Source organism: Streptosporangium sp. NPDC003464, from assembly GCF_053588315.1.
Window position 1 is genome coordinate 1 of the sequence record NZ_JBSFPS010000019.1, and the last position, 15,137, is coordinate 15,137.

Here is a 15,137-nt window from a genome sequence, read left to right on the forward strand (position 1 = left end):
CGTCAAACGCCCCCTGCTGGTCATCCCTCCCTGGTTCAAGGCGGCCATCGCCCAGGAGGCGGAGCGGTACTTCGCCGCGGCCGGTGTCCGGCGTACGCGTGGACGGTCGCCTGCACGTGGAGTCGCTGCGCGTCCAGCCGGGCGAGCGGCTGCTCGTCACCGGGCCCAACGGGGCGGGTAAGAGCACGCTCATGCGGGTCCTGGCCGGGGAGATCACCCCGAACGCCGGCTCGGTCCGCCTGCCGGCCCGCGTCGGTCACCTGCGCCAGGAGGACAGCGCGGGGTACGGCGGGCGCACGGTGCTGGCGGCCTTCGCGGCCGGGCGCCCGGGGAGCCCGCAGGAGCACGCCGAGGAGCTGCTGGAGCTGGGGCTCTTCGGTGCGGCCGACCTCGGCAGGCCGGTCGCGACGCTCTCCGTCGGCCAGCGGCGCAGGATCGAGCTGGCCCGGCTGGTGTGCGGCCGGACCGACCTGCTGCTGCTGGACGAACCGACCAACCACCTGTCCCCGGCGCTGGTGGAGGATCTGGAGCAGGCCCTGGCCCACTACGCGGGCGCGCTGGTCGTCGTCACGCACGACCGGCGCATGCGGGCCGCGTTCACCGGCACCCGGCTGGAGCTGCGGGCCGGCGTGGTGACCGGCGTGCGGGCCGTCCCCGGCGCCCTGGTGGCGAGCTGAGATCACGGCCGGGACCCGCGCCGGCGTCACCCGGCGCGGGGCGACGCCGGCGTCCCGGCGGCCGGTGAGTCGGTGCAACGGGAGCGCGACGTCGGCTCGGAACAGCTGTCGACGCTGACACATCACTTCAACGTGCTGCGCGAGGCGGGCGTGATCCGCCAGTATCACGTAGGGACAACGAAGATGAACACGCTGCGCACGGACGAGATGGAGGAGCGGTTTCCCGGCCTGCTGCCGGCCGTGATGGCCGCCTCCGTCACGGAGGCGGGTGCGGCCTGAGCCGGGCCGAGATCATGTACCGCGAAGGCGCCTACTTCTACCAGCCGATCTTCCCCTCCACGCTGGGCTACGAGGCCGCGGACATCGCCGAGGCCCACCGCTACATGGAGGCCAACGGCCAGGTCGGCAAGATCGTCGTCACCGTCGCCCACGACGGCGCCACGTCGTGAACCGCCCCGCCCGGCGCTGACCGCCCCGTCTGCTGAACGGAGCGGTCGCACCGAGGCCCGACCTCATCGCCGCAACCCAACTTCACGCGTCAATGTTGTCGGACAGGACAGGTCCGCTCGCGGTGCGACCCACGATGCTTGAGCGATGCATCGGGAGGTATCCACCGTGACAGAACCCCGCGCCGAAGCCGCGATGATCGCCGATATAGAACGCCTCGTGTCCTGCGAGTCCCCCTCCGACGACCTGGCCGCGGTCGCCCGTAGCGCCGAGACGGTCGCCGAGACCGGCGCGGAGCGCCTGGGAGCCGAGGCGGAACGCATCGTCATCGACGGCCGCACCCATGTCCGTTGGCGTTTCGGCCGCGACCCGCGAGTGCTGCTGATCGGTCACCACGACACGGTCTGGCCGATCGGCTCGCTGGAGCGGCACCCGTTCGAGGTCCGCGACGGAGTGCTGCGCGGACCGGGATGCTTCGACATGAAGGCGGGCCTGGTGATGGCGTTCCACGCATTGGCCGCACTGGACGACCTGGACGGCGTGACCCTGCTGGTCACCGGTGACGAGGAGCCGGGCTCGCCCTCGTCGCGGGAGCTCATCGAGAACGAGGCCCGCCGGTGTGCGGCCGCGCTGGTACTGGAGGCCGCCGGGCCCGGCGGGGCCTTGAAGACCGAACGCAAGGGCGTGTCGCGCTACGAGGTGCTGGTGCGGGGACGGGCCGCGCACGCCGGCCTGGAGCCGGAGCGCGGCGTGAACGCGTCGGTCGAGCTGGCCCGCCAGGTCATGGCCGTGGCGGGGCTGGGCGATCCCGCGCTGGGCACGACTGTCACGCCGACCCGGCTGGAGGCGGGCACCACGGCGAACACCGTTCCCGGGTCGGCGCGCTTCGACGTCGACGTCCGGGTATGGGCAGCCGCCGAACAGCACCGCGTCCATACGGCGATGCGGGGCCTGCGGCCGGAGCTGCCAGGCGCCGGTGTGGAGGTCAGGGGCGGCCCGAATCGGCCGCCGCTCCCGGCCACGGCCTCGAAGGACCTGTTCGAGCGGGCACGCCGGCTGGCGGACGATCTCGGGGTCGGCCCGCTCACCTCGGTCGCCGTCGGCGGCGCCTCCGACGGGAACTTCACCGCGGGCGTCGGCACGCCCACCCTCGACGGGCTGGGGGCGGTGGGCGGCGGCGCGCACGCCGATGACGAGCACGTGCTCGTGGCGGAGCTGACGGGGCGGACGCGGCTGCTCACCGCGCTGGTCGCCGAGCTGCTGGCGGAGGCGGGTTGTCCGTCCGAACGAATCGGGCCCCGTCGTCCCGTGCTGTCGGACCAGCTGCGGGGCCGATCCGGCTGGAACCATGACCGGCGTGACTGATCTCATCCGCGACCGTCGCGAGTCCCGGTCCGTCGACGCGGCGTGCGCCGCCGCCGAGGCGGTCGCGCGCACCGCGGGCGTCGACATCCGCCTCCTGGACAGCGTCAGCGAGCTCGAGGCCGTCCGTCGCCTGTACGAGCGCATCTGGCGCACAGGCGAGAGCAGCCCTCCGGTGACCGCCGACCTGCTGCGCGCGATGACGAAGGCGGGCAGCTACGTGAGCGGCGCCTTCGACGAGGGCGAACTGGTGGGCGCCTGCTTCGGCTTCTTCTCCCCGCCGGCGCGCGGGGCCCTGCACAGTCACATCGCCGGGGTGCTGGCGCGCATGCAGGGACGCAATGTCGGTTTCGCACTGAAGCTGCACCAACGTGCCTGGGCGATGCTGCGCGGCGTCAGCGAGATCTGCTGGACGTACGACCCTTTGATACGGCGCAACGCGTACTTCAACATCGCCAAGCTGGCCGCCGATCCGGCCGAGTACCTGCCGAACTTCTACGGTCCGATAGACGACGACATCAACCGCAGCGACGACACCGACCGGGTCCTGGTCCGGTGGCGGCTGGAATCGCCCGACGCCGAGGCGGCCTGTGCAGGCCGGCCCAGGGTGACAGAAGCGGGAGCGGGTGCGGCCGTGGCGTTGAGCGTCTCCGCCGGGGGAGGGCCGGTCGCCGGCCGTGCCGACGCGCGCACCGTGCTCATCGGCGTCCCCGACGACATCGAGGCTCTGCGGGAGAGCGACCCGGCCTGTGCCGCGGAGTGGCGGAAGGCGGTACGGGACGTTCTCGGCGAGCTGCTCGTGGAGGGCGCGCGGGTGCGCGGCTTCGACCGTACAGGCTGGTACATCGTGGACAGGCAGGAGGCAGAGTGAAGCTCACCGGGGTCGAGATCCGCACCGTCCGGGTGCCGCTCGTGGCGCCCTTCCGGACGTCGTTCGGCACGGAGACCGTGCGAGAGGCACTGGTGCTGCGCGTCGTCACCGACGGGGCCGAGGGGTGGGGCGAATGCGGAGCGGGGACAGCGCCGCTGTATTCCTCGGAGTACACGCACGCCGCCGCCGACGTGCTGAGCCGTTTCCTGGTCCCGGCGTTGGCCGATGTCCAGGATCTGGACGCGCACAAGGTCGCCCCCGCGCTGGCCCGGTTCAAGGGCCACCGTACGGCCAGAGCCGCGCTGGAGATGGCGGTTCTGGACGCGGATCTCCGCGCGCGCGGCGTCTCTCTCGGCTACGCCCTCGGCGCTGTCCGCGACAGGGTGCCGTGCGGGGTGTCCGTGGGGATCGCGGAGTCGATCCCCGCGCTGCTCGACACGGTTGCCGGGTACCTGGACGCGGGCTACCGGCGGATCAAGCTGAAGATCGAGCCTGGCTGGGACGTCGAGCCGGTCCGCGCCGTGCGTGAACGGTTCGGCGACATCCTGCTGCAGGTCGACGCCAACACCGCCTACCGGCGCGGCGACGCCCGGCACCTGGCCCGGCTCGACCCGTTCGACCTCCTCCTGATGGAGCAGCCGCTGGCGGAGGATGACCTCATCGGGCACGCGGAGCTCGCCGCGCAGATCGCCACACCGATCTGTCTCGACGAATCGATCGTCTCCGCTCGCGCCGCGGCCGACGCGATCGCGCTCGGAGCCTGCCGGGTCGTCAACATCAAGCCGGGGCGCGTGGGCGGCTACCTCGAAGCCAGGCGGATCCACGACGTCTGCGTGGCGCACGATGTCCCGGTCTGGTGCGGCGGCATGCTCGAGACGGGATTGGGGCGTGCCGCCAACGTCGCGCTCGCCGCGCTGCCCGGGTTCACCTTGCCCGGCGACACGTCGGCGTCCGACCGCTACTACCGAACCGACATCACGCCGCCGTTCCGCCTGGAGGACGGGCACCTTGCCGTGCCGACCGGGCCGGGGCTCGGCGTCGCCCCGATCCCGGAGGTCCTGGACGCCGTCACGGTCACGAAGAAATGGTTGCCCATTAACCCCTAATAGGGTTGTCCCGTTCGACGGACGGGAGTGGCATCATTTCGTCATGCGGAACGAACGACGACCCACCCGCGCTGCGCTAGTTTCGGGCGCGTGTTTGTCCCCGTGAGCAGCCTCCCGCGAGCCAGCCTCGCACGCGTCCTGGAGGAACTCGGCGCCACGCTGCTCGACGTGGTCTGCGGCGACATCGAGCTGGCCGGTGACATCGGCGGCGTCGTCATCTACGACCCGCTTGACGAGCCGGAGCTGCCGAGCAACGCGCTGGTGATGGGCGTCGGCCTGCACGACCCCGCCGACATCGCGCGGGTCGTGCAGCGGCTCGGGCGGCGCGATGCCGCCGGGCTGGTGGTCCGCGCGCCTGTCGTCCCCGATGAGCGGCTCGTCACGGCGGCCCGCGAATCGGGGGTGGCGGTCCTCGCGTTCGCCCGCGGTGCGTCGTGGACGCACCTGGCGGGGATGCTCCGGGCGTTGACGGCCGAGAGCGGCCTGGACGAGGCCGATGCCCACACGCTCGGCCGGATCCGGTCCGGTGATCTCTTCGCGGTCGCCAACGCCATCGCCGCGCTGCTCGACGCCCCGGTCACCATCGAGGACCGCAACTCGCGCCTGCTGGCCTTCTCCAGCCGGCAGGAGGAGGCGGACCCGTCGCGGGTCCAGACGATCCTGGGTCGGCAGGTTCCCGAGCACTACACCCGCATCCTGGAGGAGCGCGGGGTGTTCCAGGCGATCTACCGCAGCGACAGGCCCGTTTTCGTGGCGCCTCTGCCCGAGACGGGTGAGCTGCCCCGCGCGGCGATCGCGGTGCGCGCCGGGGACGAGATCCTCGGCACGATCTGGGTGGTCGTTCCCGAGCCCCTGAGCGAGGAACGCGGCGAAGCGCTCTACGAGGCGTCCAAGCTCGTCGCGATGCACATGGTGTGGCAGCGTGCCGATTCGGACAGGGAGCGACGGCTGCGCGCGGAGCTGCTGAGCACCGCCCTGGAGAGCGGACCGGGGTCGCTTGAGGCGGTCCGCCGCCTCGGCCTGAAGGACGAGCCCGCGGTCGTCCTCGCGCTCACCGTCGTCGGCTCGCCGACCGAGCATCCCCTGCCCGCGCAGCTCGCCACCGAACGCAAGCGGCTCGCCGACGCGTTCGCCATGCACCTGTCGGCCGTGCACCCGCGCGCCGCCGCGGCGCTGATCGGCGATGTCGCCTACGGCATCCTCCCGCTTCCGCAGAACCGGCAGGACGGCGAGGAACGCGCGGCCTGGATCGCCACCGAGTTCCTGACCCGGGTCGGTTCCCGGCTGCGCCCGCTGGTCGGGGTGGGGCAGCTCGCCACGGACAGTTCGGCGCTCGCCCGATCGCGCTCGGGGGCCGAACGGGCACTGCGCGTCCTGAGGTCCGGAGCCGGCGGGCAGCAGGTGGCCCTCCTGGACGACGTCCACATCGAGGCGCTGCTGCTCGAGCTCGCCGATCTCGTTCCGCGCGGAGACATCCCCAGCGGCTCCGTCGCGCGCATCGCCGCCTATGACAAGGAGCAGCAGAGCAGCCTGGTCGAGACGCTGCGCGCCTGGCTCGACGCTTTCGGCGACGTAGTGGTGGCTTCCGCCGCGATGTACGTGCACCCCAACACGTTCCGCTACCGGCTGCGCCGCGCGGCCGAGGTCGGCCGCATCGACCTCAAGGACCCGAACGCGCGCCTGTCGGCCATGCTGCAGCTGCGCCTGATGTCGATCAGGTCGGCCTCGGACGGTTGAGACGGCCCCGCAGGCCGAGGGTCTTGACCAGGAACGCCAACCATTCGGTGTCCTGCGTGATCGCGATGTCATGGGCGGTCGCCGCGCCGTGGCCGGCGTTGTCGAAGACGTGCAGCAGGATCGGCGCCTCTCCCTTCTGGGCGGCCTGCATCCGTGCGGCGAACTTGCGTGCGTGCCAGGGACGGCACCGGGGGTCGGCCGCCCCGGCCTGGATGTAGACCGCCGGGAAGACGCCGGGGCTGACCAGCTGGTACGGCGACAGCCGGAGGAGCCGGCGGACCTCCGCCGGATCGTCCGGGTCCGCCCAGGCCTTGCGGATGACGAAGTCGAGGTAGGGGTCGCGGGTGCCGCCGATGAGATCCAGCAGGGGCTCTCGCGGGAGTACGGCACGCCACAGGTCGGGCCGTGTGGTGACGGCGACTCCGCACATGAGGCCGCCGTCGGACCCGCCGGTCAACGCGAGCCGGTCGGCGGTCGTGAGGCCCTTGGCGATGAGGTGCTCGGCGACCGCGACGAGGTCGGCGTCGCGAACGTGGCGCTTGTCCCGGTGCGCGGCCAGGTACCAGTCCCGGCCGAACTCACCGCCCCCGCGCAGGTAGGCCTGGACGAGGACGCCGCCGGCGGCGACGAAGGCGGCCAGGTCGGGCTGGTACTGGGGCAGGAGGGGCACGTTCGCCGCGCCGTACGCGGAGATCAGTGTCGGCGCCGCCCGCGTCGGGTCGCTCCCGGACGGGCGCACCACGTGGTACGGCACCGCGACGCCGTCAGACGCGATGGCCCACCCCGCTTCCAGCTCGGCGTCGAGCGTGACCGTCGGGGCCGACAGCGTCTCGATCCCCGTGTCGCCGGGGCGGTGCCGGTAGACGCCCCAGGAGCTGGTCAGTGTGGAGAAGGCGAAGACGAAGTCGTCCGCGGGAGTCCCGACGGCCAGGGCGGTCAGCGCGAAGAAGGGAGCGGCGAGCGCGCCGCGGCCGGGGAGGGGGACCTCGCCGGTGGTGGCGCCCGAACGATCGATGATCCGGACCCTGGCGAACGTCTGGTCGAACTCGCTGAGGTACAGGTGCTCACCGACCGGGGTGAGGGACCGCAGCACCGTGTCGCCCTCGGGGACGAGCTCGGTCCACCCCGCCGGGTCGTCGGGATCGGCCGCGTCGAGCGGGATGGCGACCACTCGCCCGCGAGGAGCCCCGACGTCGGTCACGGCGATGTAGTGGTCGCCGACGACGTGGCCTGCGATCGTTCCGGGGCATGCGGTGACGAAAGGCCGCCACGCCGTACCGGACCCGGACAGGTCGCGGACCGCGACCGGGATCGGACTGCCCACCCGATGGCTGGCGACGGCCCATCGGCTGCCCGGCGACATCTGCACGAGCGTGTACTCCCGGGAACCCTCGCCGACCGGGATGGGTTCCACGGTGGTGCCGCCGTTCCGGTGGAGGAACACCTCTTGCCGGAACTCCTGCGGTGTGCCGGTGAGGGCGAAGAAGTAGAAGCCGCTGCTGTCGGGCAGCCACGAGACACCGCCGGCCCACGCGCTGTGCAGGACCTGCTCGGGCGCGCCGTCGAGCACCCGCCCCGAGGCCACCTCGATGAGCCGGATGGTGTTGTGCTCGCTGCCGTCGGTGCAGATGCCCAGGGCCAGGACGCGGCCGTCCGGCGCGGGCGCCAGCCAGGACAGGAACGCCGGGTTCCGCTCGCTGCCGAACCCGGCCAGGTCGATCACCGGCCGTCCGGGGCCGTACGGCTGGTCGGCGACGACGATCAGGGACCCGACAGCGCGGAACCAGCGGCCGGCCGCGTATTTCGGCAGGGCCGGGCGGGACCCGCTGTCATACGCCTGGACCAGGTCCCGGACGGCTTCCGGGTCCTGTCCGTCGTGGACGACGGAGGTGGCGAGATCGGCTTGCCGCCGCTGCCATCGCCGTACCTCGGGGGTCTCCTCCTCCAGCCACCGATACGGATCCGGCACGCGGACGCCCGCGACGTCCTCGAAGACCTCGACGGTGCGGGTGGGCGGGTAGGTCATGGTGACTCCTCGAACTCCGCGCGGAGGCGCTCGAACGCGCCGGGGATGCGGGTGGCGTGGCGGACATGGATGAGCGCGTCGTAGGCCGCCGGGAAGTCGTCGACGGGGTCGATCCCGCCGCCGGCCAGCGTGCCGTCGATGCCGTCGAAGAAGTCGCCCGGCACACGGCGGAGGTCCACGACGGCCACGGGCCGGCCGATGCGGTCCAGCCGCGACTCGACGCAGTTCGGCGGCAGGCTCCGCTCCTCCAGGGAGACGTCGCAGTCGAACGGGCGCGGGGAGCGCTGCGTGAACCGGACCTCCGGACCGGAGCCGTACGTCATCCCGATGACGACGAGGTCGGCTCCCAGCGAGGAGGCGAGCAGGCCGCCCATCATCGGCCGGTCCAGGAACGGCGTGCGCCGGACGTGCGCGTTGTGGGCGCTCACGACGATGCGCTCTTCTCGCTCCAGGACCCACTTCACGGTGTCCGCCATGAACACCTCTCTCGGGTACGGCCCGGCCGAAGGCGGATCCAGTTCCTCGACGAAGGCCTGGAGCGAGGCCGCGCACCGCCGTACGATCTCGTCGTCGACCAGGGAGGCGCGCTCGACCAGCGCGCGGAGGCCGTCGAGCAGCCGGGTGCGTTCGGCGACGGGCATGGCCGCATAGCGGACTGCCGCCTCCGTCCGGCCCCCCAGATCGCTCAGGCGCAGGAGCTCCTCGTCGCCCGGGATCCGGTCGAGAATGGCCCGTACGGCGGGCCCGGGTGACGTGGAGGAGCCGGGAAGGTCCATCCCGTAGAAGCCGACCTTCTGGCGGCGCATCCAGCGCAGCTGCCGCCGCATCGGCTCGCACTCGCCGAACCGGTAGGTGATGCCGTCGCGGGCGACCTTCCCGACCTGCCCCGGCCCGCCATGGATCCACGCGTTGACGGCCAGCCCCTCGGCGAAACCGGACTCCATCACGAAGGCCGAGAAGCCGAGCTCCTGGACGAGGATGCGGAACAGCTGGTCCCTGAGCTCGTAGAACTCGGTGATGTTGTGCGCGCCCTCGCCGATGGCCACCACTCGCGCATCGCCGACCAGCTCGCGCACTAGTTGTGGAAATACCATAGTTCCGGGGTGTACAGGAAGCTGAGCAGGGCGTTGAACGACGACTGCGGACCGGACAGGGTGTCCTTCCACACCACCAGGGTGTGAGGGGTCGGGAAGAAGAGCACGGGCAGGTCCTCGGCGAGGCGGGTCACCTCGGTCGAGAGGGCCTTCGCGTCCGCTCCGAACGTCGAGGCGTTGATCGACTTGTCCACCTCGGCGTTCCGGTAGCTGCCCAGGTTGAAGCTGCCCTCCGTGTTGAACACCGTGTTGCTGCTCGGGTACCCGGCCGCGAGATACAGCGGCCCGAAGTCCTGCATCGCCCACTCGTTCTTGGTGGCGGGGGCGAAGGTGTTGCCGTAGTTGGCGTACATGTAGTTGAGCGACTTGGTCACGATCTTGACTTCGACGCCGAGCTTCTTGGCCGCCGACGCGAACGCGATGTCGCGGGCGCCGACGTAGGCAGGGGTGTTGGCGGAGGCCAGGGTGAAGCTGATCGTCTGCCCCCGCGGGATGCCGGCACCGCACTCGCCCGGCCCGGTGCCGGGGCGCTCACAGGTGGTGGAGCCGTCCGGCACCAGCTTCCAGCCGTTGTCCGTGAGCAGCTTCCCGGCGGCGGCGGGATCGTACGGATAGGGCGCCTTGTCGCCGAACTCGGGGGGATAGGGAGAGCCGTTGCCCGCGGTGCTGTAGTTCGGGGAACCGGCGCCGTTGTAGATGCCCCTGCTGGCGATGTACCCCTGCTGGTCGATCAGGCGCTGCAGGGCCTGCCGGACGTACGCCTGCGCGATGACCTTGTCGAAGTTGTTGACGGTGTTCTTGAAGTTGACGGTCAGCGAGTCGAAGCGGGCGGGCGCGGGCGCGCCGTAGACGTTGTACCCCTTCGCCTTCAGCGCGTCGATCTGGGTGATGAAGCTGGAGTCCAGCGTGCCGACGGTCAGGTTGCCGGCCTTGAACTGGTTGAGCACCGCGGCGGCGGAGGTGAAGGCCTTGAAATCGATCTGGTCGAGCCGCGACTCGCCCGGACCGCTGTAGGACTCGTTGGGGGCCAGGGAGAACGAGCCGGTCGTCGAGTCGAAGCTCTTGAGCCGGTACGGGCCGTTGACCACCTGCCAGAGCGGGTTGCTCGCGAACGTGGACTGGGACTCGGACTCCTTCGTGAGGTACTTGTAGATCGCCTTCGCGTGCTTCGGCTGCGTGTAGTCCAGGTGCGGCCCTCCGGAGCGGGCGATGTTCCATTCCTTGGAGGGCATCACGTACAGCAGCGTCAGCATGGACAGGAGGTACGACGGGTTGTACGCGGTCTCCAGCTTGAGAGTGAGCGTGTCCGGCGCGGTGGCTTCCGCGGTGACTCCGTCGGGGAACTGGCCCGGGGTGTAGAAGCTCCAGTTGGCCGGGCTCTCCGCGAGCGCGGCCTTGAGCAGCGCGAGGGAGAAGACGACGTCATCGGCCGTGACCGGAGTGCCGTTGGACCACTTGTAGTCCCTCATCTTGATGGTCGCGGTCTTGCGGTCGGGGCTGTAGGCGGGCTGCTCGGCCAGGCTCAGCCCGGCGTCCGTGATCTGGTCGCCCTCTCCGCTGGGCCGGTAGAGGGAGCGCCACATCAGCCCGCGGGCGATGACGGTCCCGTTGGCGGACGCCGGCGGGTAGGGGTAGATGTAGTTGGGGCTGAGTCCCGGGGTCAACGCGACCGTGGCGGTCCCGCCGTCCTTGGGAGTGCCCGTCTGCTTCGGCGGGGTGGCGTAGCTGCCGGCGACGTCCTTGGTCGACCCCCCGCCGCCGGTGCACGCCGTAGCGAGCACGGCGATCACGGCGAGCGCCGCGGCGAGCTGCTTACCGGACACGTGCGTCATTGATGGCTCCCTGCATGTGAAGTGAATCGAAGGTGCGCAGACGGTGCTCAGTCCGCCCGTCGCCCGACCGCGTCGCGGAGCGCGTCCGCGAGCAGGTTGAGCGCCAGCACAGTGAGGATGATGCAGCCGCCGACGGGATAGATCAGCCACCAATAGTCGGCGGAGATGTAGGTGACGCCGCCGGCGAGCTGACTGCCCCAGTCCGCGGTGGGGTACGTCATGCCGAAGCCCAGAAACCCCAGGGCGGCGACGACGAGGATCGCGTCGGCGACCTGGAAGGTGATGTTGACGATGATCACACCGAGCGCGTTCGGGATCAGGTGGGTGAGGATGATCCGCCGGCGGGACGCGCCCATCACCCGTGCGGCCAGCACGAACTCCCGTACCCGCAGCGTCAGGACCTCGCCGCGGACCAGCCGGGCCGACAGGAGCCAGGAGAACCCGCCGATGACCAGGCTCAGCGACAGCGTGTCCGCGTGGAAGCGAGCCGACAGGATCAGGACGAAGAACAGGAAGGGGATCGACAGCATGACGTCGACCAGCCGCATCAGGAACCCGTCGACCACGCCCCCGGCCAGTCCGGCGACGGCGCCGTAGACGGTGCCGATCGCGGTCGCGAAGAGCGCGGCGAGGAGCCCGATCTGCAAGGACACCTGACCGCCCGCCATCAGCCGCCCGAGCACGTCGAACCCGTTCGGGTCCGTCCCGAGCGGGTGGCCGGGGCCAGGGGGCAGGGCCGCGTTGACCAGGTCCACGTCGGTCTGGTTGGTGGGGTGGAACAGCGGGCCGAGGAAACAGAACCCGGCGATGAGCACCAGGAGCAGCCCGCCGGCGAGACCGAGCGGATGCCGTCGCAGCCGGCGCAGCGCCGAGACCGGGTTCCTCGCCGGCGTGATCTCGGCGTCCGCGGCGTGTGAGGTCATTTTCTCAGCTCGATTCGGCGGTCGGCGGCGGCGACCGCGAGGTCGGCGACGAAGTTGCCGGCCACGGTCAGGATGCCGCCCATGAGGGTGTAGGCGAGGAGCACCGGGTAGTCCTCGCGATGCAGGCTGTTGAGGAACAGCAGGCCCAGCCCGGGGTAGTTGAAGAGCGACTCGACGATCAGGTTGCCCGCCAGGAGCGTGGGGACGAGCGTGCCGACCAGTGTGATCAGCGGCAGACAGGCGTTGCGCAGCAGGTGACGCGTCAAGATCAGTCGCTCCGGGAGCCCCTTGGCCCGCGCGACCCTGATGTAGTCCTGACCGAGCTGGTCCAGGGCGGAGGAGCGCTGGTACTGGGCGAAGATCGCGACGCTGGTGACCGCCAGCGTGATGACGGGGAGCGCCATCGCTCGCGGATCGGTGAGGACCACCCAGGGGGAGTGCGACTGGGAGGCCTCGGCCGGGAAGACGGGCAGGCTCTGGCTGAAGACGGCGATCAGTATCAGACCGAGCAGGAACGACGGCGTCGCGTAGAGGACGTAGGAGGCCGCCGTGGCGACCCGGTCGACGACGCGGTTGCGTTTGACCGCCTGCAGGATGCCGAGCGGGACGGCGATCACCAGCGCCAGGACCAGTCCGGCCAGCGAGAGCATCGCGCTGCGGCCGGCGTTCTGCCGCAGCAGGGTCCCCACGTCCTCGTTCAACTTGTACGACCTGCCCAGGTCGCCTTGCGCGAGCTGGCCGAGGTAGCTGACGTACTGCACGACGACCGGGCGGTCGAACCCGTGCTGGCGGTTGAAGTCCGCCACCGCCTCGGGCGAGGCGCGCTGGCCCAGGACGACGCGCCCCGGACTGTCCGAAACCAGGTGCAGGAGGAAGAAGACCACCGCGGAGATCCCGAGCAGGACGAGGAAGGAGATCGCCAGGCGTCGGACCACGTACCAAGTCATGAGTGCGAATCCCCTCTCCGCAACGGGTGGTGGCAGGCGACCTGGTGGGTGCCGGTGACCGCCTGCAAGGGAGGCTCCGTCCCGGCGCACCGGTCGGTTGCCAGCGCGCACCGGGTGCGGAACCGGCAGCCGCTGGGCGGATCGATGGGGCTCGGCAGCTCGCCGCGCACCCTCGCGGTCCCCTCCGGCCGTCGCGCCTCCGGGTCCGCGTCCGGGACCGCCGCGAGCAGCCCCGCGGTGTAGGGGTGGGCGGCGGCGCCGTACACCTCCTCGGCCGTGCCGACCTCGACAAGCTTGCCCAGGTACATGACGCCGACCCGGTCGGCCAGGTACCGCACGACCGCGAGGTCGTGTGAGATCACCACACTGCTGAGCCCGCGCTCAAGCTGGAGGCGGCGCATCAGGTTGAGCACCTGGGAGCGGATGGAGACGTCCAGCGCGCTGACCGGCTCGTCGGCGACCAGCACCTTCGGGTCCAGGGCGAGCGCGCGGGCCAGGCCCACCCGCTGGCGCTGTCCCCCCGAGAGCTCGTAGGGGTAGCGCTCCATGACGCTCGCGGGCAGACCCACGTCGTGCAGCAACTCGCGGGCACGGACGGTCCGCTGGGCGCGGCTTCCGACGCCCTGGATCGCCAGGGGCTCACGCAGGATCGTGCCGATGCGCATCCGGGGGTCGAGGGAGGCGTTCGAGTCCTGGAACATCATCTGCAGCTGGGTACGGCGCGGCCCGAACGCGCGTGCGCTCATCCGGGTGACCGACTCGCCGTCGAAGATCACCTCACCGGAGGTGGGCCGGTCCAGGGCCACGAGCATCCTGCCCAGGGAGGACTTGCCGCAGCCCGACTCTCCGACGAGCCCGAACGTCTCACCGGCCGCCACCTCGAAGCTCACGCCGGACACCGCCTTCACGGTTCGGCGCCCGCCGAGGAACCCCGCGCCGCCCGCCGGGTACTCGCGTCTGAGGTCGACGACGCGTAACCGCGGCACCGCTCCCTGCTCGGGGAGGACCGCCTGCGGGGTGGCGAACCGTGAGCGGACCCTGGCCGTCGGACCGGAGACCGGATGCCGGCACGCGTAGGCATGGCCGTCCTCCGCCACCGACGGTGCCGGCCGCTCCTCGCGGCAGCGATCCGTCGCGGCGTCACAGCGCGGCGCGAAAGGGCAGCCCACCTGAGCCACGGTCAGGTCCGGCGGCGCGCCCGAGATGCTGAAGAGCTCCTCACGCCTGTCATGGGTGAGCGAAGGGATCGAGGACAGCAGCGCGTGCGTGTAGCGGTGCCGCGTCCGGCTGAAGAGCACAGGCGTCGGGGCGGTCTCGGCCACGCGTCCGCCGTACATCACCCCGACGCGGTCGGCATGCCGGGCGATCACCCCCATGTCGTGCGTGATGAGGATCATCGACATGCCCAGCCGGGACCTGAGGTCATCGAGAAGCTCGAGGATCTCCGCCTGGATCGTGACATCGAGCGCCGTGGTCGGCTCGTCGGCGATGACGACCCGCGGCTCGCACACCAGCGCCATCGCGATCATCACGCGTTGCCGCATGCCGCCCGAGAGCTGGTGCGGATAGTCGTCCAGCCGCTCGGCCGGCCGCGGCAGCCCGACCAGGGCGAGCATCTCCTCGGCGCTTCGACGCGCGGCCCGCTTCGACGCGCCATGGTGCAGCCGCACCGGTTCGGCGACCTGATCACCGATCCGCCGGGTCGGGTTCAACGCCGTCATCGAGTCCTGGAACACCATCGCGACGTCGTTGCCGCGGACGGCCCGGTACTGCGCCGCGGGAAGCCCGACGAGTTCCTTGCCGCCCAGGACGATCGATCCGCCGGTCACCCGGCCGCCGGCCGGCAGCATGCCCATGATCGCGAGACCGGTCATGGACTTGCCGGATCCGGTCTCACCGACGATGCCCAGGGTCTCGCCGCGGTTCAGCACGAGGCTGACGTCCGAGACGGGGCGGACGACCCTTTCGCCGCGCCGGATCTCGACCGACAGGTCGCGGATGCTCAGCACACGATCGCCATCCGCGGGCCCGCGCGCGTTCTCGGAACCATCGGCCGTGCTCACGGCGGTACTCTCCAAATCCACCCGACGATAGTGGGACGCGGGCCCCCGGTGG

The 15,137-nt window shown here is 71.2% G+C and carries 13 protein-coding genes; 7 read left to right on the top strand and 6 right to left on the bottom strand.

Annotation, left to right across the window (positions count from 1 at the left end; all coding sequences use genetic code 11):
* The 7 genes from ACWDS7_RS06865 to ACWDS7_RS06895 all read left to right on the top strand — a co-directional run.
* Nucleotides 1–677, top strand: a 677-nt coding sequence (locus ACWDS7_RS06865; protein WP_451928456.1) for an ATP-binding cassette domain-containing protein, incomplete at its 5' end; no start/stop codon positions are given.
* Nucleotides 678–749: 72 nt separating this feature from the next.
* Nucleotides 750–956, top strand: a complete 207-nt coding sequence (locus tag ACWDS7_RS06870) for a helix-turn-helix domain-containing protein (protein ID WP_451928457.1) — start codon at nucleotides 750–752, stop codon at nucleotides 954–956.
* Between the two features lie 14 nt (nucleotides 957–970).
* A complete protein-coding gene (locus ACWDS7_RS06875) occupies nucleotides 971–1,126 on the top strand; it encodes a hypothetical protein (protein ID WP_451928458.1) in 156 nt (51 codons plus the stop codon).
* Nucleotides 1,127–1,292: 166 nt separating this feature from the next.
* Nucleotides 1,293–2,489, top strand: coding sequence for a M20 family metallopeptidase (locus ACWDS7_RS06880; RefSeq protein ID WP_451928459.1), 1,197 nt, complete (start codon nucleotides 1,293–1,295; stop codon nucleotides 2,487–2,489).
* Nucleotides 2,482–3,357 (top strand): GNAT family N-acetyltransferase, encoded by an 876-nt coding sequence (locus tag ACWDS7_RS06885; RefSeq protein ID WP_306870429.1) that lies wholly within the window; start codon nucleotides 2,482–2,484, stop codon nucleotides 3,355–3,357. The genes ACWDS7_RS06880 and ACWDS7_RS06885 overlap by 8 nt, the downstream gene beginning before the upstream one ends.
* Nucleotides 3,354–4,463 carry an o-succinylbenzoate synthase gene (gene menC / locus ACWDS7_RS06890; RefSeq protein WP_451928460.1) on the top strand — a complete coding sequence of 370 codons (1,110 nt, stop codon included), beginning with the start codon at nucleotides 3,354–3,356 and terminating at the stop codon, nucleotides 4,461–4,463. The genes ACWDS7_RS06885 and menC overlap by 4 nt, the downstream gene beginning before the upstream one ends.
* Nucleotides 4,464–4,553: 90 nt before the next feature.
* Nucleotides 4,554–6,200: a PucR family transcriptional regulator gene (locus ACWDS7_RS06895; RefSeq protein WP_451928461.1), complete on the top strand. Its 1,647-nt coding sequence runs from the start codon at nucleotides 4,554–4,556 to the stop codon at nucleotides 6,198–6,200.
* Here the strand turns inward: ACWDS7_RS06895 and ACWDS7_RS06900 are convergent.
* Genes ACWDS7_RS06900 through ACWDS7_RS06925 form a run of 6 tightly spaced genes read right to left on the bottom strand, consistent with a single transcriptional unit; the run spans nucleotide 6,178 to nucleotide 15,031 of the window.
* Entirely contained in the window at nucleotides 6,178–8,226 is a 2,049-nt protein-coding gene (locus ACWDS7_RS06900; RefSeq protein WP_451928462.1) for a prolyl oligopeptidase family serine peptidase, read from the bottom strand. The genes ACWDS7_RS06895 and ACWDS7_RS06900 overlap by 23 nt on opposite strands.
* Nucleotides 8,223–9,302 (bottom strand): erythromycin esterase family protein, encoded by a 1,080-nt coding sequence (locus ACWDS7_RS06905; protein ID WP_306870439.1) that lies wholly within the window; start codon nucleotides 9,300–9,302, stop codon nucleotides 8,223–8,225. The genes ACWDS7_RS06900 and ACWDS7_RS06905 overlap by 4 nt, the downstream gene beginning before the upstream one ends.
* Nucleotides 9,302–11,152 (bottom strand): ABC transporter substrate-binding protein, encoded by a 1,851-nt coding sequence (locus ACWDS7_RS06910; RefSeq protein WP_451928463.1) that lies wholly within the window; start codon nucleotides 11,150–11,152, stop codon nucleotides 9,302–9,304. The genes ACWDS7_RS06905 and ACWDS7_RS06910 overlap by 1 nt, the downstream gene beginning before the upstream one ends.
* Nucleotides 11,153–11,199: 47 nt before the next feature.
* Complete coding sequence (locus tag ACWDS7_RS06915) at nucleotides 11,200–12,075, bottom strand: ABC transporter permease (protein ID WP_451928464.1); 876 nt, start codon at nucleotides 12,073–12,075, stop codon at nucleotides 11,200–11,202.
* Nucleotides 12,072–13,022 (bottom strand): ABC transporter permease, encoded by a 951-nt coding sequence (locus ACWDS7_RS06920; protein WP_451928465.1) that lies wholly within the window; start codon nucleotides 13,020–13,022, stop codon nucleotides 12,072–12,074. Before ACWDS7_RS06920 ends, ACWDS7_RS06915 begins: the two co-directional genes overlap by 4 nt.
* Complete coding sequence (locus ACWDS7_RS06925; protein ID WP_451928466.1) at nucleotides 13,019–15,031, bottom strand: dipeptide ABC transporter ATP-binding protein; 2,013 nt, start codon at nucleotides 15,029–15,031, stop codon at nucleotides 13,019–13,021. The genes ACWDS7_RS06920 and ACWDS7_RS06925 overlap by 4 nt, the downstream gene beginning before the upstream one ends.
* Nucleotides 15,032–15,137 lie beyond the last annotated feature (106 nt).

Excerpts from the sequence above, each read along its gene's own strand:
- ACWDS7_RS06875 (WP_451928458.1), top strand. The coding sequence starts at position 971 with ATGTACCGCGAAGGCGCCTACTTCTACCAGCCGATCTTCCCCTCCACG.
- ACWDS7_RS06900 (WP_451928462.1), bottom strand. The coding sequence starts at position 8,226 with ATGACCTACCCGCCCACCCGCACCGTCGAGGTCTTCGAGGACGTCGCG.
- ACWDS7_RS06910 (WP_451928463.1), bottom strand. The coding sequence starts at position 11,152 with ATGACGCACGTGTCCGGTAAGCAGCTCGCCGCGGCGCTCGCCGTGATC.
- ACWDS7_RS06915 (WP_451928464.1), bottom strand. The coding sequence starts at position 12,075 with ATGACCTCACACGCCGCGGACGCCGAGATCACGCCGGCGAGGAACCCG.
- ACWDS7_RS06920 (WP_451928465.1), bottom strand. The coding sequence starts at position 13,022 with ATGACTTGGTACGTGGTCCGACGCCTGGCGATCTCCTTCCTCGTCCTG.